Here is a 16,515-nt window from a genome sequence, read left to right on the forward strand (position 1 = left end):
TGAAGAGCCAACCGGAGGGCCAAGCGCGCGGGCGTCTCGAATGGCCGTTCAGGCCATCAGGTTGCGCAGCGATGCTTCCGTTGCCGCGGCGGTAGCGATCGGCTTCTCCATCGGAAAAAGATGCGTGCCGTCGAGCATCATGATCCGCCCCTTGGTGACCTGCTGCGTCATCGTCATGCCCACGCGCCGCATCTCGACCGATTGACGCCCGCCGATGAAGGCCGCGTTGCACTTGAGCGGATGGGCGCGCAGCAGCGCGCCGAGGTTGTGGGGCACGGTGTCGTAGATCGCGGTCTCGATGTCGCGGTCGAAGCTCAAGGTGCGGGCGTCCTCCATGTCGAAGGTGCCGTGCTCGATGTAGTCGCGCAGCACGCGTTCGTCCCACTTCGCAAAAGCCTTCTTGCTGCGGAAGTGTTCGAACACCGCCTCGCGGTGCTCCCAGCTGTTGCGGCGCTTGCGGCTCACCATGCCGGGCGAGACGCTCTTCATCCACGGCGTGCGCTTCATGAGGCTCAAGGTGTTGGCCCGCCAGCCGCCGATGAGCGGCGAGTCGAGCAGCACCACGCCGCGCGCGAGCGCGGGATGCAGCGCTGCGCACATCAGGCTCAGAAAGCCACCCAGCGAATGGCCGACCAGGAACACCGGGCCGCCGGCCGCGTCGGCCCGCGTGCGCGCGAAGTCGGCCAGCTGCTGCACCAGGTGCGGCCAGTTGTCGGTGACGGGGTACTTCGGATCGTGGCCGAATTTCTCGATCGCGTCGATCTCGAAGCCGCGGTTGCGCAGGCTGTCGAGCATCACGCGGTACGTGCTCGCCGGGAAGCTGTTCCCGTGCGAGAAGACGATCGAAGGCATGCCCTTCAGATCAGCTTTTCTTCAGGTGTCGAGATCTTGCGCAGCGGGCTGTGGCGGGTCGCCGGCATCTTGAGCGGATGCTCGGTGTAAGCGTCGTCCCAGACCGGGTCCTCGATGCTGTCGAAGACTTCGCGCAGCTTCTGGCCCCAGCTGTTGTGCATCATCCGGTAGTAGGGGTTGTCGGCGTCGATGCAGACCACCTTGTCGGTTTCGAGCCGGTTGGCTTCATAGACCACGAGGTCGAGCGGCAGGCCGACGGAGAGGTTCGACTTCATCGTCGAATCCATCGAGACCAGCGCGCACTTGGCGGCCTCGTCCAGCGGGGTGTCGGGCGTCAGCACGCGGTCGAGCACCGGCTTGCCGTACTTGGATTCACCAACCTGGAAGTAGGGCGTCTCGTTGGTCGCTTCGATGAAGTTGCCGGCCGCGTAGACCAGGAACAGGCGCATGCCTTCGCCCTTGACCTGGCCGCCGAAGATGAAGGAGACGTTGAAGTCGAGCCCGGCGTGCTTGAGCGCCTCGGCGTCGCGGTCGTACACGTGGCGCACCGCCGAGCCGAGCACGCGCACGGCATCGAACATGCTCTTGGCATTCCAGATCGTGATCGGCGGGCTGTCTTCGGTCTCGCGCAGCTCCTCGATCTGCAGGATCTCGCGCACCGACTGCGAGATGCTCAGGTTGCCGGCCGACAGCAGCACCATGACGCGATCGCCCGGCTGCTCGTAGACGATCATCTTGCGGAAGGTGCTGATGTGGTCGACGCCCGCATTGGTGCGGGAGTCGGAGAGGAACACCAGTCCGGCGTTGAGTTTGATGCCGACGCAGTAGGTCATGAGGTCTTCTCGCACGAATCGGGCCTAGCCCTGTTCGCGCGCGTGGAGTGTCTTGAGTGCGTAGAGCGCTTCGAGCGCTTCGCGCGGGCTCATCGTGTCGGGGTCGAGCACAGTCAGCGCGGATTCTACGGCGCTCACAGGCGGTGCTTCCACCGCCGGCGGTGGCGCGAACAGGTCGACCTGGGCGCGCGTCTGGATCTGCTGGGCCTCCAGCGCTTCGAGGGCCTGGCGCGCATGATTGACCACGGCAGCCGGCATGCCGGCGAGCCGCGCGACCTGGATGCCGTAGCTCTTGCTGGCCGGGCCCGGCTGCATCTCGTGCAGGAACACGATGTCGCGGCCGGCCTCGGTGGCGCTCACGTGCATGTTGACGGCGCCGTGGTGCGTGGCCGGGAACTCGGTGAGCTCGAAGTAGTGGGTGGCGAAGAGCGTGAAGGCGCGCGTGCGGTCGTGCAGCTGCGCCGCGATGCCGGCGGCGAGCGCGAGGCCATCGAAAGTACTCGTTCCGCGGCCGATCTCGTCCATCAGCACCAGCGAATGGGCGGTGGCGCCGTGCAGGATCTGCGCCGCCTCGGTCATCTCGAGCATGAAGGTCGACTGCGCATTGGCGAGATCGTCGGCCGCGCCGATGCGCGTGTGGATGGCATCGATGGGCCCGAGCCGGCAGGCCTCGGCCGGCACGTGCGAGCCGATCGAAGCCAGTAGCACGATGATCGCGACCTGCCGCATGTAAGTCGATTTACCGCCCATGTTGGGGCCGGTGATCACCTGCATGCGTTGTTGAGGACCCATGCGGGTGTCGTTTGCAATGAATGCGCCCGATGATTTTTCTGCGAGGCGGGCCTCCACCACCGGATGGCGGCCCTTTGCGATTTCGATGCAGGGGTGGGCGACAAAGCTCGGTGCGCGCCAGTGCAGCGTGTGCGAGCGCTCGGCCAGCGCGCAGAGCGCGTCGAGCGTGGCCAGTGCGTTGGCGAGCCGGCCGAGCGCCGCGACCGAGGGCTGCAGCGCATCGAGCAGCTGCTCGTAGAGCCACTTCTCGCGCGCCAGGGCACGGTCCTGCGCCGACAGCGCCTTGTCCTCGAAGGCCTTGAGCTCGGGCGTGATGAAGCGTTCGGCGTTCTTCAGCGTCTGGCGGCGGCGGTAGTTGTCCGGCACCTTGGTGAGCGCACTCTGCGTGACTTCGATGTAGAAGCCGTGCACGCGGTTGAACTGCACGCGCAGGTTCGAGATGCCGGTGCGCTCGCGTTCGCTCGCTTCGAGCTGCAGCAGGTAGGCGTCGCTGTTCTCGCTGATGGCGCGCAGCTCGTCGAGCTCGGCGTCGTGGCCGTCGGCGATCACGCCGCCGTCGCGCACCAGCGCGGAAGGCTCGGGGCCGATGGCGGCCACCAGCAGTTCGACGCAACCGGACGGCGGCGCCAACTGCTCGGCGATGCGCGCGAGCAGCGCGGCCGAGCCGGGCAGGGCGGGCGCCAGCTCTTCGGCCTTGGCGAGTGCCATGTGCAGCGCGACCAGCTCGCGCGGACGCACCTGCCGAAGCGCAATGCGCGCGGCGATGCGTTCCACGTCGCTGGTGTTCTTGAGCCGATCGCGCAGCGTGCGCCACGGCGTCGCGGTGGCGCCGGGCGCTGTCGACTGCAGCGCGTCGATGGCTTCGAGCCGCGCCTCTGCATCGCCGCGCTCGCGCCGCGGCGCCAGCAGCCAGCGCTTGAGCAGGCGGCTGCCCATGCCCGTCATGCAGGTGTCGAGCAGCGAGAACAGCGTGGGCGAGTCTTCGCCGCGCAGCGTCTGCACCAGTTCGAGATTGCGCCGCGTGGTCGGCGGCAGCTCGATCAGCTCACCGTCGCGATCGACCGAAAGCCGTTGCACATGCGAAAGCGTTCTGCCCTGCGTGTGCTCCGCATAGCCCAGCAGCGCCGCGGCGGCCGCATGCGCGCTGGCCAGCGATTCGGCGCTCCAGGCGGCCAGGCTGTTGCTGCCCATCTGCTCGCACAGCTTGCGCTCGCCGAGGCCGCCGTCGAACTGCCAGGCGGGCCGCACCGAGAGCGTGAAGGGCGCGCCGTTGCGCGCGGCCTTCAGGCGCTGCTCGAAGCCGGGCGTCACCTCGGCGCTGTAGAGCAGCTCGCTCGGCGCGATGCGCGCGATCCAGGCTTCCAGCGCATCGGCGGGGCATTCGGCCAGCCGCAGCTCGGCGCCGGTGACGCTGAGCCAGGCCAGGCCGCAGAAGTTGCGCGTGCCGGCGTGCACCGCGAGCAGCAGCGAATCGCTCTTGTCGTTGAGGAGTTCGGTGTCGGTCAGCGTGCCCGGCGTGACCACGCGCACCACCTTGCGTTCCACCGGGCCCTTGGCCGCGCCGACCTCGCCCACCTGTTCGCAGATGGCCACCGATTCGCCGAGCTTGATGAGCCGCGCGAGGTAGGTATCGACCGAGTGGAAGGGCACGCCGCACATCACCACCGGCTGGCCGGCCGACTGCCCGCGCTGCGTGAGCGTGATGTCGAGCAGGCGCGCGGCCTTCTCGGCATCGGCGTAGAACAGTTCGTAGAAATCGCCCATCCGGTAGAACAGCAGCGTGTCGGGATGGTCCGCCTTGAGCCCGAGGTACTGGGTCATCATCGGGGTGTGCGAGGCGAGTTCGGGTGTGTCGCCTCGGCTCATGAGCGCTCCGTTTTCTGAAAGTACATCGTGTTGCGCAAGCCTTCGAAATGGGCATCGCAGGTCAGCAGATCAGCGCCCTGGTGTCGCGCCGTTGCGTAGACGATGGCATCCGCCGTCGCCAGCTTGTGCTCGCGGTGCAATTCGGCCGCGAGCAGTGTGATGGAGGTGTCCAGCGGCACGACCACGCATTTTTGCGTATAGGCGATAACCTGGTCCGCTTGTTCTTCGCCGACCTCGCGCATCAGCCATTTCGACAGTTCGAGCTGGACGATGGTTGGAACGATGCAGCGCGCTTTGTCGGGGAATTCCTTGCCGAGTTTCTTGCCGAGCGCGCTGCCGGTGAGCCATTCGATCCAGGCCGAGGTATCGACCACGCGCGTTGACGCGGCCATCAATAGCGGTCCTTGCGGTCGCGGTAGCCGTCTTTTCTTGCGCCCTTGGCGATGCCGGACAACTGGTCCAGTTCCGGCACCGGCATGACCAGCACACCTTTGCCCTTGGGAACGAAAACGAACTCCTGGCCTGCCTCCCAGTGCTGTTCTTCACGAACAGCCTTGGGAATGGAGATCTGGAACTTGCTGGACAGCGTCGCGGTGGCGGTCATTTCGTACCTCGAATTGATCGATGGGGATTCGGTAAGAATATACCCGCTTCCCGAGGCACGCCGACGAACGGGCGCCCGCTCGCGGCGGGCGCCCGTCACAAGGAGAACGAGGAGATGGCTACAGCTGCCCGCGGCGCCGGCGCGCGACGCGCACGGCGTCGACCCAGGTGTCGATGTTGAAGCGCTGGCCCGACTCCGCGATCCGCGCGCCGGTGATCTGGTGCAGCGGAATGCGGCGCAGGTCGCCCGGCAGTTCGCCGTGGCCGTGGAGGATCCTCTTCTGCACGTCGAGGTGATCGACCTGCATCGTGCACTCCGCCTTCTGGCCGCGGGGGTCTAAATAACGCACGTGGATGCGCGGCTGTTCGTCGACGATGGCATGTTCGCCCTTGCCCTGGATGAACCACTCGGGCAGGGTGTCGGGCGGCGAATCGCCGCTCACGCTCAGGCCGCCGCGCACGGTCGGGATCTCGAGCGGTATGTGACCCGATCGCACCCTGGCCGCCGCGATGCGGCGTTCGGTTTCGCGCCGCTCGGCGACGCGGTGCCACGCGATCCACATGATGACGAACAGGAGCAGCGCTCCCGTCAACAGCGCCACCAGGAACTGCCATTGCGCAAGTCCGATGTCCATCTGTCGGCTCCCAGGGATATAGCCATTAAGTATTCAACCTGGAAATTCTGGACGCGCGGGCATGGGGTGTCAAACGCCTTCAAGGCATAGGGCGTTCGGCCGGCCGCGCGGGCTCAGTCCTCGTGGGTGTCGTGGGTGGCCACGGCGCCGCGGCGCCAGTAACCCGAGGCCCGCATCCACTTGGGATGGGCGCCGCGTTCACCGACCAGATGGGTGCGCAGCGCCTTGGCGGCGGACGATTCGCAGGCCACCCAGGCATGGAAGTCGCCGGCCGGCAACGTGAGCTTGCGCAGCGCATCGAGCAGGCCGCTGCCGGTGCCCGGTTCGGCGCCGCGGCGGTGCACCCATTGCAAGTCCAGGCTGGCCCGGGTCTCGAAGGGGATTTCGTCGGCCTCGCTGTCGACCTCTGCCAGCACCACCGCGCGCGCGCCGGCCGGCAGCTCGGCCAGCCGGCGCCAGATGGCGGGCAGGGCGGTGTCGTCGCCGATCAGAAGGTGCCAGTCGAAGTTGGTCGGAACGATGAAGGAGCCGCGCGGCCCGCCCACGCCCAGCAGGTCGCCGACCTTGGCCTGTTCGGCCCACTGCGTGGCCGGACCGGCCTCGTGCAGCGCGAAGTCGACTTCGAGGGTGCCGGCCGCGGCATCGTGGCGGCGCGGCGTGTAGTCGCGCATGGTCGGCTTCGGGCCCTCGGGCCAGACCGGTCCGTCGGGGCCGACGGTCGGCACGGTGAGCGCGCCGGTCCCGGCATCGGGGAAAAAGATCTTGGCGTGATCGTCGAAGCCGAGGCTGGTGAAGCCGGCCAGGTCCTCACCGCCGAGCGTGATGCGGATCAAGTGCGGCGCCACGCGCTGCACCGCGCGCACCTCGAGCTTGCGAAAGCGAAGTTCATGGCGCACGCGGCGCGGCAGGCGGTCGGGGCCAGGAGAAGAAGGGGGAGAGGAAAGATAAGTCATGTCGTCGATTTCAGTTGTTGGCCGGTGAAGCCAGGCCCGTTCGGGGAACACCGCGGAACCGGCTTCGCCGGGCCGCTGGTGTTGCGCCCGGCGAGGGGGTTGGCGTAGCGACACGAAGTGCGCGAAGCCTGGGGGTGAACTCAAATCCTTTCAAGTTGTTGAGCGGCGCTGTCGAGCACCGCGGCGAATTCGTGGGCTTGTTGTTCGGTGAGGGGTTCGCGCGCGAGGCGCATGCGCATCGCGAGCTTGAGGTTCTCGATGGCGCGCACCACCTGCGGCGGCCGGCCGTGGCGCGGGCCTGCGCCGTCGACGCCGCCTTTCATGCGCGCCATCATCTCGTCGGTGATCTCGCGGTTGGCGGCAAGGAATTCGCGGCCGGCCTCGGTGATGCTGTAGCGCTTGCGGCCGCCGGCGTCGGCGAGGTCGACGCTCACGCAGCCCGTTTCCTCGAGGAGGGTGAGCGTGGGGTAGACGATGCCGGGGCTGGGGCTGTAGCGGCCGCCCAGGCGGTCCTCGATGGACTTGATCAACTCGTAGCCGTGGCTGGGCTTGTCGGCGATGAGCTGCAGCAGAACGAAACGCAGGCCGCCGTGGCCGAAGATGCGGCCACTGCCACCGCCGCCACGCCCGCCGGCCAAGCCGTCGCCATGGTCGCCGCGGGGATGGCCGTGCAGAAAGTGCTTGAAAGATCGCATTGGAATGGGCTCGATGTCGTTATCTGATTCAATAAAGATATATCTAAATATTATCTTAGTCAAGGCTTGAGACCGATGACCAGCCCGCGCCACACCTATGTCGCACGCATCAACCGCGTGATCGACCACATCGACGCGCACCTGGCCGACCCGCTCGATCTCGCGACGCTGGCTGGCGTCGCGCACTTTTCTTCCTGGCATTTCCATCGCGTATTCCAGGCCATGGCCGGCGAGACGCTGGCCGATTGCGTGCGGCGGCGCCGGCTGGAGGTGGCGGCGGCCCGGCTGCTGGGCCTGCCGCCCGAGCCGGTGCTGGCGATTGCGCTCGACGTCGGCTTCGGCTCGGCGGCGGTGTTCACGCGGGCCTTCAATGCGCACTTCGGCGTCACCCCCACGGACTGGCGGCGCGGCGCCTACCGTTCGTGGGCCGAACGCCGCCGCATCGAACTCGGCAAGATTCATCAAGCCGACCGCAAGGCGCATCAAGCCGTGGCCGAGGCTTTCCGACACGATGAACGTTCCTGGCCCAAGGGGCCTGTTCCTCGTTCAGGAGACAGCGAAATGAAGATCGAACTCAAGACCCTGCCGGAGGTCCGCGTGGCCTACATGCGGCACGTCGGCCCGTACGGCGACTCGGGGATCACGCGCACCTGGCAGCGCTTCGCCGCCTGGTGCGGCGAGCACGGCCTGATGGAACCGCGGCGCACGATGTACGGCGTCAGCCACGACAACCCCGACGTCACGCCGCCGGCGAAGTGCCGCTACGACGCCTGCATCGAGGTCGGCGAGGGGTTCCGGCCGGAGGGCGAGATCGGCGTGCAGACGGTTGGTGGCGGGCGCTATGCCTGCACCGAATTCACCGGTCCGTCGACCGAGATCCATACGGCCTGGATGAATCTGTGCGACTGGCTGCCGGACAGCGGTTACCAGCCCGCCGACGGCGCGCCGATCGAAATCTACGGCCGCGACTTCGAGATGGACGAGAAGACGGGGGCGTTCAACTGCACGCTGTGCATGCCGGTGCGGCCGCTCTGACTAGCGCTGCGGCATGTCCTTGACCGAGTAGCCGAGGCTCACGGTCGCGTCATGAGGGATGGGGGGCATGCCGGCGTTCCAGGCCTGCCAGGCTTCGCGCATCGCGGCCAGCCGTTCGGGCTCGCGCGGCGCCTGGTTGGCGCGTTCGCGTTCGTCGGCCGGGATGTTGAACAGGTACTCGTTGCCGTCGACTTGCAGGTACTTCCAGTCGCCGTCGCGCAGGGCGCGCTGATTGCGGTGGTTCATGCGCCAGTGCAGCGGGCGGCGGAAGCTCGTCGTCGCGTTGCGCAGCACGGGCAGGAGCGACACGCCGTCGAGCGGGTAGCTCGGGTCGGCCTTGGCGCCTGCCGCGTCGAGCATCGTGGTGGACCAGTCCATCGTCATGCAATGCTGGGCGCTCTCGGCGCCGCCGGCAGGTATGAGCGCGGGCCAATGCGCGATCCACGGCACCCGGATGCCGCCTTCGGTCAGGTCCATCTTGCCGCCGACCAGCGGCCAGTTGTCGGAGAAGCGTTCGCCGCCGTTGTCGCTGGTGAACACGACCAGCGTGTCGCTGGCGATGCCGTGTTTCTCGAGCGCCGCCAAGATCCAGCCGATGCCTTCGTCCATGTGGTGGATCATGCGGCGGTAGGTGTGGATGTTGCCGCCGGCCAGGTCGAACAGGTTGTTCTTCACTGTGGGCGCCTTGGCCGCGTCCTCGCGCGTTTCCCAAGGCCAGTGCGGCGCGGTGTAATGCAGGCTCAGGAAGAAGGGTGCATCCTTGTTCGCCATGCGCGCAACGTAGTCGACCGCGCGCCGCGAGAGCAGGTCGGTGAGGTAGCCGTCTTCCTTTTGATCTTCCTCGCCCGACCAGAGGTCGTGCCGGCCGCTCGAATCGCAATGCGTGAAGTAGTCGACGCCGCCCGACATCGAGCCGAAGAATTCTTCATAACCCGAACGCAGCGGACCGAAGGCCGGCGCAAAGCCCAGGTGCCATTTGCCGATGAGGGCCGTGCGGTAGCCCGCTTCGCGCAGCAGCGAGGGCAGGGTGGGATGCTCCGGCGGCAGGCCCAGCGTGGCGCTGCCGCGGCTCTTGCTGTTGATCGGCTCCTCGGCCGCGCCGCGAAGGCGGTACTGGTAGCGCGCCGTCATCAGCGCGAAGCGCGTGGGCGAGCACACCGGCGAGTTCGCGTAGCCCTGCGTGAAGCGGATGCCGTTCGCGGCCAGCCGGTCGAGCACCGGCGACACGGGCCCGAAGTCGGCATCGCGGCCGCCGTAGCAGCCGAGGTCGGCAAAACCGAGGTCGTCGGCGACGATGAAGATGATGTTGGGACGTTGCATGAAAAAGTTCAGGGTTGGTAGCCGGACTTCTGGACCACGGGCGCCCACTGGGCGCGGTAGGCCTTGAGCATGGCCGCCGTCTGCTCCTGCGTGCTGGCCACCGGCGTCATCAGCGAATCCTTGAAGCGGCGCACGGTGTCCGGGTCCTGCATGACCTCGCGGATGGCCTGCGACAGGCGTGCGACCTTCTCGCGCGGCATGGTCGCGGGCGCGAAGAAGGTGTTCCAGCCGGTGGCGACCAGGTCGAGCCCGGCCTCCTTGAAGGTGGGCACCTCGGGCGCGAAGGGCGAGCGCTTCGCGCCCGACATCGCGAGGATGCGGATCTTGCCGGCCTGGTGCTGCGGGATGACCACGTCCAGCGTGTCGACGGCGATCGGCACCTGCCCGCCGATCAGGTCGGTCAAGAGCGGGCTGGAGCCGCGGTAGCCGATCACTTGCGTCGGCACCTTGGCCTTCTCGCCCACCATGAGCCCGAAGAAGTGCGGCAGGCTGCCGGTGGCGGGCACACCGACGTTGGCCTTCTCGGGATTGGCCCGCATCCAGGCCAGCAGGTGCGGCAACTCGCGCACCGGCACGGCAGTCGCCACCGACAGCGCGAATTCGTAGTCGTTGACGTGCGAGACCGGCACGAAGTCGCGTTCGGCGTCATAGCCGTTGTCCTTGAAGACCAGCGGCGCCACGACCATCACGGCCGGGTTGGCCAGCATCAGCACGTTCTGCGCGGCGGGCGTGGCCTTGACCTGCTGGGCCGCGAGGCGGCCGCCCGCGCCGGGCTTGTTGTCGACCACGACCGGCACGCCGAGCTTGGCCTGCAGCTTGTCACCGACGATGCGCGCCACGCGGTCGGTCGCGCCGCCGGGCGCGTAGCCCACCACGATGCGCAGCGGGCTGTCCAGCGGCTGGGCCGCGGCGGCGCAGGCGATGGCGGCCAGGGCGAGGGTGCCGGTGAGCCGGCGAAGAATGTGTTTCAGCATGGAGAGGGTTCCCGTTCAGTCGTTGGCTTGGAAGTTCACGGCTCGCATGATGCCGCCCCAGCGCGCCGTGTCCTCGCGCATGGTCTTCAGCAAGGCCACGGCATCGTCGCCCACGGGGTACATGCCGTTCTGCAGCAGCTGCTGGCGCACTTCGCGCGCATTGACGGCGCGGGTGAATTCGGCCCGCAGCTTGTCGACGATGGGCTGCGGCGTGTTGCGCGGCGCGTAGTAGGCGAACCAGGCAGCTGCGACCACGTCCTTGTAGCCGGCCTCGGCGAAGGTCGGCAGGCTGGGCATCAGCGGCGAGCGCTTGTCGCCGCTGGTGGCCAGCACCTTCACGCGGCCGGTGGTCTGCAGCTGGAGCGCGCCGCCCACGGTGTCGAAGTAAACCGGCACGGTGCCGCCCATCACGTCCTGACGCGCCGGCGTCGAGCCGCGGTAGGCGACGTGGACCATCTTCAGGCCGGCCGCGCGGTTGAGCATCTCGCCGAGAAAGTGCGAGGGTGTGCCGGCGCCGTAGGAGGCGAAGCTCAGGTTGTCGCCCTGGCTCTTGGCCCAGGCGATGAACTCCGGCAGCGTGTTGGCGGGCACCTCCTTGTGGACCACCAGCGCCAACTCGAAGCGCGCTGCATTGATGATCGGCACGAAGTCCTTGATCGGGTCGTAGGAGAGATTGCGGTAGGCGCTCGGGAACATGGTCATCATGCTGGCGGTGCCGAGCAGCAGGGTGCGGCCGTCGGGTGGCGCGGTCTTCACGGCCTCGACCGCGATGCGGCCGGCCGCGCCGGAGCGGTTGTCGACCACCAGCGACCCGAGCGAGTCGCGCACCTCGTGCGCGATCGCCCGCGTCAGCACGTCCTGCGTGCCGCCGGCGGGCACGCCGATCAGCACCTTGATCGGCTGGCCGGGGCTGAAGGCAGCTTGGGCGCCGGCCAGCGGCGCGAGCGCGAGGCCGCCGAGCGCGGCAAGGGCCTGGCGGCGGTCGATCGAAGCAAAGGGCATGGTTATCGTCTCCTGGGTGTGCCGTGGCGCCGCACGACTCTAGAGGCTCGACAATCGATTGATCAAATCAACTGTTCTGCGGAAAAACCCGATGGCCGAAGCGCTCAGACCGCTGGACGACCTGCTGCTGTACCGGCTCAGCCGCCTGCTGTCGGTGGCCGGCGGCATGGTCATCCGCCTGTGCGAAGGCCGCTTCGGCATCACGCGGCGCGAGTGGCGCCTGATCGCGACGCTGGCCAGCCGCGGCGCGCTGGGCTCCTCGCAGCTCGCAGAGCATGCGCAGCTGGACCGTGCGCGCACCTCGAAGGCAGTGGGCTCGCTGGTGGCGAAGGGGCTGGTCTTGCGCACCCAGCCGGGCGGCGACCGGCGTCATGTGCTGCTGCGCCTCACGGACAAGGGCAGCGTGCTCTATGCCGAACTCTTTCCGCTCGTGTCGGCGATCAATGCGCAGCTCATGTCGGTGCTCGACGAGCGCGCCGCCGCGCAGCTCGACGCGTCGCTGTCGCGTCTGCAGGCGCAGGCCGAAGCGATGGCCGCCGACGCGGTGCTGCCCAAGGCCGACCGCGGGCGGCGCGGTCCCTAGGCGGGCGCGGCTTGCGGCGGGGCCGTGTCCTCGATGCGCAGCCTGGGCAGGAACTGCGGGTACTCGCGCTGCATGAAGTCGATCAGCCCTTCGCGCACCGTGCAGCGCAAGTCGAAGGCCAGCGACGAAGACGCCGCGGTGCAGAGCACGCGGATCTGCATGCTGCGCTCGGTGGCATCGGTCACGCGCAGGTTGAAGAAGCGGCCGTCCCATTCGGGCGCTGCCTTCACGATGCGCTCCGCCTCCTCGCGCAGCGGCGCGAGCGGCATGCCGTAATCGGCATGGATGAAGACCGAGCCGAGCAGCTGCGCGTCGTGGCGGGTCCAGTTCTGGAACGGCTTCTCGATGAAGTAGCTGAGCGGCAGGATCATGCGCCGGTCGTCCCAGATCCTGAGCACGACGAAGGTGCCGGTGATCTCCTCGACGCGGCCCCATTCGCCTTCGACCACCAGCACGTCGTCCATGCGGATCGGCTGCGCCAGCGCGATCTGCAGGCCCGCGATGAGGTTGCTGAACACGGGCTTGGCGGCCAGGCCCGCCACGATGCCGATCACGCCCGCCGAGGCCAGCAGGCTGGCGCCGACCTGGCGTGCGCCCGGAATGGTCATCAGCATCATCGCGCCGCCGGCCACCAGCAGCACCGAATTGGCGGTGCGCGCGAGCACGCGCGTCTGCGTGAGCACGCGGCGCGCCTGCAGGTTGTCGGTCACGTCATGGGGATGCTGGGCCAGCACGCCCTCGGCGAAGCTGTTGACGGCCCTGACGGTGAGCCAGGTGACCGCGGCAATCAGCAGCAGCCCGTTCAGGTGCCGGACGCTTCCGATGAAGCGCAGGTCGTCGGGCGCAGCCTGCCACACCATCTGGAGCGCCGCCAGCGGCAGCACGACGCGCGCGGCATTCTCGATGCCGATCAGCATCGCGAACAGCGCGGGCGTGGAACGGGTCACGCGCTTGAGCACGATGCCGCCGAGGCGGTGGACCAGCAGCGCGAGCGGCACGACGATCAGGGCGGCCAGGCAGGGGCCGAACCACGCATGGGCGAGCAGCATTTCCTTGTTCATCAGGCAGCCTTGGGGAGGTTCTCGTCCAGGGGTTGCAGGATGCGTGCCGCATCGTCGCGCAACTGCGCGGCGATGCCAGTCGCCAGGTCGAGCCGGCGCAGCAGCCAGGGGCTGACGTCGTTGTCGAAGGGATCGGGCAGCGGGATCGGCCCGGCCAGCGTGGTGGCGGAGGCGCTCTCCGGCATCACCGGTCCGGTCGTGGGCGCGCTGCCGATGGCGGCCTCGATGCGCTCGGCGGTGCGCGCGAGCGGCCCTTCGATCTCGGCTGGCGTGAGCCGGTCGCGCCTGAGCACCAGCATCGACTTGACCGCACTCAGCTGCGCCAGCAACTGGTAGCTGTGCGCCTGCAGGTGCTCGAGCGGCTCGAGCGGCGGCTGCACCGCGCGCGGTTCCGACAGCGAGCGCTGCGTGGCCTGCACCAGCGCCGAGAGGCTGTCGTAGGCCTCGCGGCGCGCGAGCCGCCATTCGAGTTCGGGGCTGGTGACCACCGAGCGCAGCTGGCCGAGGCCCAGCGCCAGCCGGGCATGGCGCGCCTGCGCCGTGAGCGTTCGCGCCACCAGCGCCGGAATCTGGCTGCGCTCCCACGAGGGCAGCACGTAGCAGAAGGCCCAGGCCAGCGCGGCGCCGATCAGCGTGTCGGCCACGCGCTCGAAGAGCGCGAAGGTCGGGCTCATGCCGACGTTCAGCATGTGGGCCTGGAGCAGGCCGAGCACGGTGGCGGCCACGGAGGTGACCAGGTAGCGCCGCACCGCAAAGCCGTGCGCAATCGCCTGCGCCACCGTCACCGCGGCCAGCATGCCCAGCGGCGAGGGATGCGCGGACAGCAAGGCCACCGCGAGCACGCAGCCCAGCAACGTGCCGGCCACGCGGCTGTTGCGCCGCTCCAGCGTTTGCGACAGGCTGCCGCGCAACACCACCACGATGGTCAAGAGGATCCAGTAGTCGTGCGAACCCCAGGGCAGCATCACCGCGATCGCGTAGCCGGTGGCAATGGCGAGCGCGGCGCGGATCGCATGGCGCAGCGGCGGCGCATCCCAGCGCCACAGCGTGAGAAAGGGGCGCAGCGACCACTCGGTGGGACTCACGAACATCTGCCAGTTGGCCCGCACCACCGTGAGGTCGGGCTCGACATCGCCGCGCGCCATGGCCACCAGGCGCAGCACTTCGTCGTTGATGTGGCCGATGCGGCTGGCCAGGCCGCGCGCAAGCATCGCGGGCGTCGGCCCGATCTGGCCGGCGGGCGGCGGCGCGTCTTCGTCGTCGAGGTGGATGGCCGCCAGCTCGGGACGGCGATCGGGCACCGGGGCAGGCTCGCGGCCCAGCAGCAGCGTATCGGCCAGCGCTTCAGTCTCGTCGGCCAGCTCGTCGAGCACGCGCTGCATCTCGCAGAGCGCCGCGGCATGGCCGGGATGCGCCTTGAGCGCGTCGAGGTCAAGTTCGCTGGCCAGCAGCAGGTCGCGCAGCTCGAGCACCAGCACCAGCATGCCGGCCAGCCGCTGCCGGCGCGGCGTGCGCGGCGATTCGAGCACGATGTCGCGCGTCGCCTGCAGTTGGTCGGCCAGCGCGGCCTGCTCGCGCAGCAGCTGGCCGAGCAGCGAGGCCGGCACTTCGCGCACGTCGCCGGAATCGTCCCTGGGCGTGAACTGCCGGGCCTCGGTGCGCATCAGCGCGGCCAGCGAAAGCAGCACGTCGGCCATCGCCTGCACGCGGTAGCGGCCGTTGAGCGCATGGTTGGCGAGCACCGCGTAGATCACGTAGAGGCCGGCCCCGATGCCGAAGTGCAGCGTGCGTTCGAGCGCTTCGGTCATGCCCGTGGGTGCGGGCGTGGCCATCGAGAAGATCATCGAGAACATGACCGCAATCGCGATCGGAATGCCGCGCTTGCCCCAGGCCATGGCGACGAAGGCCAGGAAGGTCGCCGGCACCAGCAGCAGGCCGAGGCGCAGCGGCGCCGAGTGCAGCAGCTGCACGAAAAAGAACAGCGGCAGCCCGATCAGCGGCGACGGCAGCATCTGCCAGAACTTGCCGCGGCGCGGGCCGGGCAGGTCGGGCGGGGCGGTGACGATCACGCCGACGGCGGCCGCCGAGGCGGCCAGGGCGCCCAGCAGCAGATGCACGCCGCCGGAGATCAGCATCAGCCCGAAGGCGACCGACAGGCCGTTCGCGACGTAATGCGAGAGCGCCACGCGCAGCGCGGCGCGGCCCCGGTCCGCGGTGGCGCGCTGCGCCCGCATCACTTGGCGTCGTCGTCGTCCAGGGCGGGCCCGACAGGCGACTCGCGGCGCAGGCGCGTGAGCTTGCGCGGCGCCGGCGCGGCTGCCGTGTCGGCCGGTGCCTCGGCATCGGTCTGCGCACCGACGACGGTGCTGCGCGCGTAGACGTCGCCCGGGTGGGCCGAGGGATCGACGGCGCGCACGCGGTCGCTGGCGCGCAGCTTGTCGTCGACGCTGGCGAACTTCGAGTACTTGCCCAGGATCGGCACCAGCTGGCCATAGATCCGCGGGGCGCCGGCAAGGCACTCGCGCTGCTCGAGGAAGTCGGGCTCGCCGGTGAAATTGCCGATCAGGCCGCCCGCTTCGGTGACGATCAGCGAGCCGGCCGCCACGTCCCAGATGTTGAGGCCGGTTTCGAAGAAGGCATCGGTGAAGCCGGCCGCCACGTAGGCCAGGTCGAGCGCGGCCGCGCCGGGGCGGCGCAGGCCGGCGGCGCGCGGCATCAGGTCGGCCATGATGGCCAGGTACTGCTTGAAGTTGTCGCCGGTGCGGAAGGGGAAGCCGGTCGAGATCAGGCACTCGTTGAGCCGCGTGCGCTTGCTCACGCGCAGGCGGCGGTCGTTCATGAAGGCGCCGCGGCCCCTGGTGGCCGTGAAGAGGTCGTTGCGGCTGGGGTCGTAGATGACGGCCTGCTCGACCTTGCCCTTGATCGCGAGCGCGATCGAGACGCAGTAGACCGGGAAGCCGTGAATGAAGTTCGTGGTGCCGTCCAGCGGATCGATGATCCAGACGTAGTCGGAATCCTTGGCGCCGTGCTCGGTGCCCGATTCCTCGGCCAGGATGCCGTGCCCCGGGTAGGCGCCGAGCAGCGTCTCGATGATCGCTCGCTCGCTCGCGTGGTCGACTTCGGTGACGAAGTCGTTGACCTGCTTCTGCGAAATGCGCACCGCTTCGACATCGAGCGCGGCGCGGTTGATGATGGCGCCGGCGGCGCGGGCGGCCTTGACGGCCACGTTGAGCATGGGGTGCAGGTTGGGGGACGACATTGGATTGTGGGAAGAACGGCGGGCGGCGCCGGAACGCGCCCTGGAATGCGGC

At 68.7% G+C, this 16,515-nt stretch carries 16 protein-coding genes; 2 read left to right on the plus strand and 14 right to left on the minus strand.

Going from position 1 to position 16,515, the window contains the following annotated elements; translation table 11 throughout:
• Positions 1 to 48: 48 nt before the first annotated feature.
• From ACSQ86_RS09775 to ACSQ86_RS09810, 8 genes are all read right to left on the minus strand, one after another.
• The gene (locus ACSQ86_RS09775; protein WP_093102356.1) at positions 49 to 852 is read right to left on the minus strand and encodes an alpha/beta fold hydrolase; all 804 of its coding nucleotides are present in this window, start codon (positions 850 to 852) and stop codon (positions 49 to 51) included.
• A 5-nt stretch (positions 853 to 857) separates the two neighbouring features.
• Positions 858 to 1,685 carry a proteasome-type protease gene (locus ACSQ86_RS09780; protein WP_093102358.1) on the minus strand — a complete coding sequence of 276 codons (828 nt, stop codon included), beginning with the start codon at positions 1,683 to 1,685 and terminating at the stop codon, positions 858 to 860.
• 24 nt (positions 1,686 to 1,709) lie between these two features.
• On the minus strand, positions 1,710 to 4,343 hold the full coding sequence (gene mutS / locus ACSQ86_RS09785) for a DNA mismatch repair protein MutS (protein ID WP_436303495.1): 2,634 nt from the start codon (positions 4,341 to 4,343) through the stop codon (positions 1,710 to 1,712).
• Positions 4,340 to 4,735 carry a type II toxin-antitoxin system VapC family toxin gene (locus ACSQ86_RS09790; RefSeq protein WP_436308812.1) on the minus strand — a complete coding sequence of 132 codons (396 nt, stop codon included), beginning with the start codon at positions 4,733 to 4,735 and terminating at the stop codon, positions 4,340 to 4,342. The genes mutS and ACSQ86_RS09790 overlap by 4 nt, the downstream gene beginning before the upstream one ends.
• On the minus strand, positions 4,735 to 4,947 hold the full coding sequence (locus ACSQ86_RS09795) for an AbrB/MazE/SpoVT family DNA-binding domain-containing protein (RefSeq protein ID WP_093102362.1): 213 nt from the start codon (positions 4,945 to 4,947) through the stop codon (positions 4,735 to 4,737). The genes ACSQ86_RS09790 and ACSQ86_RS09795 overlap by 1 nt, the downstream gene beginning before the upstream one ends.
• 118 nt (positions 4,948 to 5,065) lie before the next feature.
• Complete coding sequence (locus ACSQ86_RS09800; RefSeq protein ID WP_436308813.1) at positions 5,066 to 5,581, minus strand: hypothetical protein; 516 nt, start codon at positions 5,579 to 5,581, stop codon at positions 5,066 to 5,068.
• Between the two features lie 113 nt (positions 5,582 to 5,694).
• Positions 5,695 to 6,534: a siderophore-interacting protein gene (locus tag ACSQ86_RS09805; RefSeq protein ID WP_436303499.1), complete on the minus strand. Its 840-nt coding sequence runs from the start codon at positions 6,532 to 6,534 to the stop codon at positions 5,695 to 5,697.
• Between the two features lie 140 nt (positions 6,535 to 6,674).
• Positions 6,675 to 7,229: a PadR family transcriptional regulator gene (locus tag ACSQ86_RS09810; RefSeq protein WP_093102367.1), complete on the minus strand. Its 555-nt coding sequence runs from the start codon at positions 7,227 to 7,229 to the stop codon at positions 6,675 to 6,677.
• 75 nt (positions 7,230 to 7,304) lie between these two features.
• Between ACSQ86_RS09810 and ACSQ86_RS09815 the strand changes: the two genes are divergently transcribed.
• Positions 7,305 to 8,264 carry an AraC family transcriptional regulator gene (locus ACSQ86_RS09815; protein WP_436303500.1) on the plus strand — a complete coding sequence of 320 codons (960 nt, stop codon included), beginning with the start codon at positions 7,305 to 7,307 and terminating at the stop codon, positions 8,262 to 8,264.
• Here ACSQ86_RS09815 and ACSQ86_RS09820 read toward each other — a convergent pair whose 3' ends face one another.
• From ACSQ86_RS09820 to ACSQ86_RS09830, 3 genes are read right to left on the minus strand one after another with little or no spacing between them, the layout of a single operon-like run.
• Positions 8,265 to 9,584 carry a sulfatase family protein gene (locus tag ACSQ86_RS09820; protein ID WP_436303501.1) on the minus strand — a complete coding sequence of 440 codons (1,320 nt, stop codon included), beginning with the start codon at positions 9,582 to 9,584 and terminating at the stop codon, positions 8,265 to 8,267. It abuts the gene before it with no gap.
• A gap of 8 nt (positions 9,585 to 9,592) precedes the next feature.
• Complete coding sequence (locus tag ACSQ86_RS09825) at positions 9,593 to 10,558, minus strand: Bug family tripartite tricarboxylate transporter substrate binding protein (RefSeq protein ID WP_093102371.1); 966 nt, start codon at positions 10,556 to 10,558, stop codon at positions 9,593 to 9,595.
• Positions 10,559 to 10,573: 15 nt separating this feature from the next.
• Positions 10,574 to 11,560: a Bug family tripartite tricarboxylate transporter substrate binding protein gene (locus tag ACSQ86_RS09830; protein WP_436303502.1), complete on the minus strand. Its 987-nt coding sequence runs from the start codon at positions 11,558 to 11,560 to the stop codon at positions 10,574 to 10,576.
• Between the two features lie 91 nt (positions 11,561 to 11,651).
• Between ACSQ86_RS09830 and ACSQ86_RS09835 the strand changes: the two genes are divergently transcribed.
• The gene (locus ACSQ86_RS09835) at positions 11,652 to 12,143 is read left to right on the plus strand and encodes a MarR family winged helix-turn-helix transcriptional regulator (protein ID WP_093102374.1); all 492 of its coding nucleotides are present in this window, start codon (positions 11,652 to 11,654) and stop codon (positions 12,141 to 12,143) included.
• Here ACSQ86_RS09835 and ACSQ86_RS09840 read toward each other — a convergent pair.
• From ACSQ86_RS09840 to ACSQ86_RS09850, 3 genes are read right to left on the minus strand one after another with little or no spacing between them, the layout of a single operon-like run.
• Positions 12,140 to 13,204, minus strand: coding sequence for a mechanosensitive ion channel family protein (locus ACSQ86_RS09840; protein ID WP_093102376.1), 1,065 nt, complete (start codon positions 13,202 to 13,204; stop codon positions 12,140 to 12,142). The genes ACSQ86_RS09835 and ACSQ86_RS09840 overlap by 4 nt on opposite strands.
• A complete protein-coding gene (locus ACSQ86_RS09845; RefSeq protein ID WP_436303503.1) occupies positions 13,204 to 15,438 on the minus strand; it encodes an FUSC family membrane protein in 2,235 nt (744 codons plus the stop codon). Before ACSQ86_RS09845 ends, ACSQ86_RS09840 begins: the two co-directional genes overlap by 1 nt.
• The gene (locus ACSQ86_RS09850) at positions 15,438 to 16,463 is read right to left on the minus strand and encodes an inositol monophosphatase family protein (RefSeq protein ID WP_093102379.1); all 1,026 of its coding nucleotides are present in this window, start codon (positions 16,461 to 16,463) and stop codon (positions 15,438 to 15,440) included. The genes ACSQ86_RS09845 and ACSQ86_RS09850 overlap by 1 nt, the downstream gene beginning before the upstream one ends.
• Positions 16,464 to 16,515: the final 52 nt, after the last annotated feature.

This window comes from Variovorax sp. LjRoot130 (assembly GCF_964253755.1).
Taxonomy (GTDB): Bacteria; Pseudomonadota; Gammaproteobacteria; order Burkholderiales; family Burkholderiaceae_C; genus Variovorax.

Excerpts from the sequence above, each read along its gene's own strand:
- mutS (WP_436303495.1), bottom strand. The coding sequence starts at position 4,343 with ATGAGCCGAGGCGACACACCCGAACTCGCCTCGCACACCCCGATGATG.
- ACSQ86_RS09775 (WP_093102356.1), bottom strand. The coding sequence starts at position 852 with ATGCCTTCGATCGTCTTCTCGCACGGGAACAGCTTCCCGGCGAGCACG.
- ACSQ86_RS09850 (WP_093102379.1), bottom strand. The coding sequence starts at position 16,463 with ATGTCGTCCCCCAACCTGCACCCCATGCTCAACGTGGCCGTCAAGGCC.
- ACSQ86_RS09815 (WP_436303500.1), top strand. The coding sequence starts at position 7,305 with ATGACCAGCCCGCGCCACACCTATGTCGCACGCATCAACCGCGTGATC.
- ACSQ86_RS09845 (WP_436303503.1), bottom strand. The coding sequence starts at position 15,438 with ATGCGGGCGCAGCGCGCCACCGCGGACCGGGGCCGCGCCGCGCTGCGC.
- ACSQ86_RS09825 (WP_093102371.1), bottom strand. The coding sequence starts at position 10,558 with ATGCTGAAACACATTCTTCGCCGGCTCACCGGCACCCTCGCCCTGGCC.
- ACSQ86_RS09795 (WP_093102362.1), bottom strand. The coding sequence starts at position 4,947 with ATGACCGCCACCGCGACGCTGTCCAGCAAGTTCCAGATCTCCATTCCC.
- ACSQ86_RS09820 (WP_436303501.1), bottom strand. The coding sequence starts at position 9,584 with ATGCAACGTCCCAACATCATCTTCATCGTCGCCGACGACCTCGGTTTT.
- ACSQ86_RS09810 (WP_093102367.1), bottom strand. The coding sequence starts at position 7,229 with ATGCGATCTTTCAAGCACTTTCTGCACGGCCATCCCCGCGGCGACCAT.
- ACSQ86_RS09835 (WP_093102374.1), top strand. The coding sequence starts at position 11,652 with ATGGCCGAAGCGCTCAGACCGCTGGACGACCTGCTGCTGTACCGGCTC.
- ACSQ86_RS09840 (WP_093102376.1), bottom strand. The coding sequence starts at position 13,204 with ATGAACAAGGAAATGCTGCTCGCCCATGCGTGGTTCGGCCCCTGCCTG.
- ACSQ86_RS09790 (WP_436308812.1), bottom strand. The coding sequence starts at position 4,735 with ATGGCCGCGTCAACGCGCGTGGTCGATACCTCGGCCTGGATCGAATGG.
- ACSQ86_RS09805 (WP_436303499.1), bottom strand. The coding sequence starts at position 6,534 with ATGACTTATCTTTCCTCTCCCCCTTCTTCTCCTGGCCCCGACCGCCTG.
- ACSQ86_RS09830 (WP_436303502.1), bottom strand. The coding sequence starts at position 11,560 with ATGCCCTTTGCTTCGATCGACCGCCGCCAGGCCCTTGCCGCGCTCGGC.
- ACSQ86_RS09780 (WP_093102358.1), bottom strand. The coding sequence starts at position 1,685 with ATGACCTACTGCGTCGGCATCAAACTCAACGCCGGACTGGTGTTCCTC.
- ACSQ86_RS09800 (WP_436308813.1), bottom strand. The coding sequence starts at position 5,581 with ATGGACATCGGACTTGCGCAATGGCAGTTCCTGGTGGCGCTGTTGACG.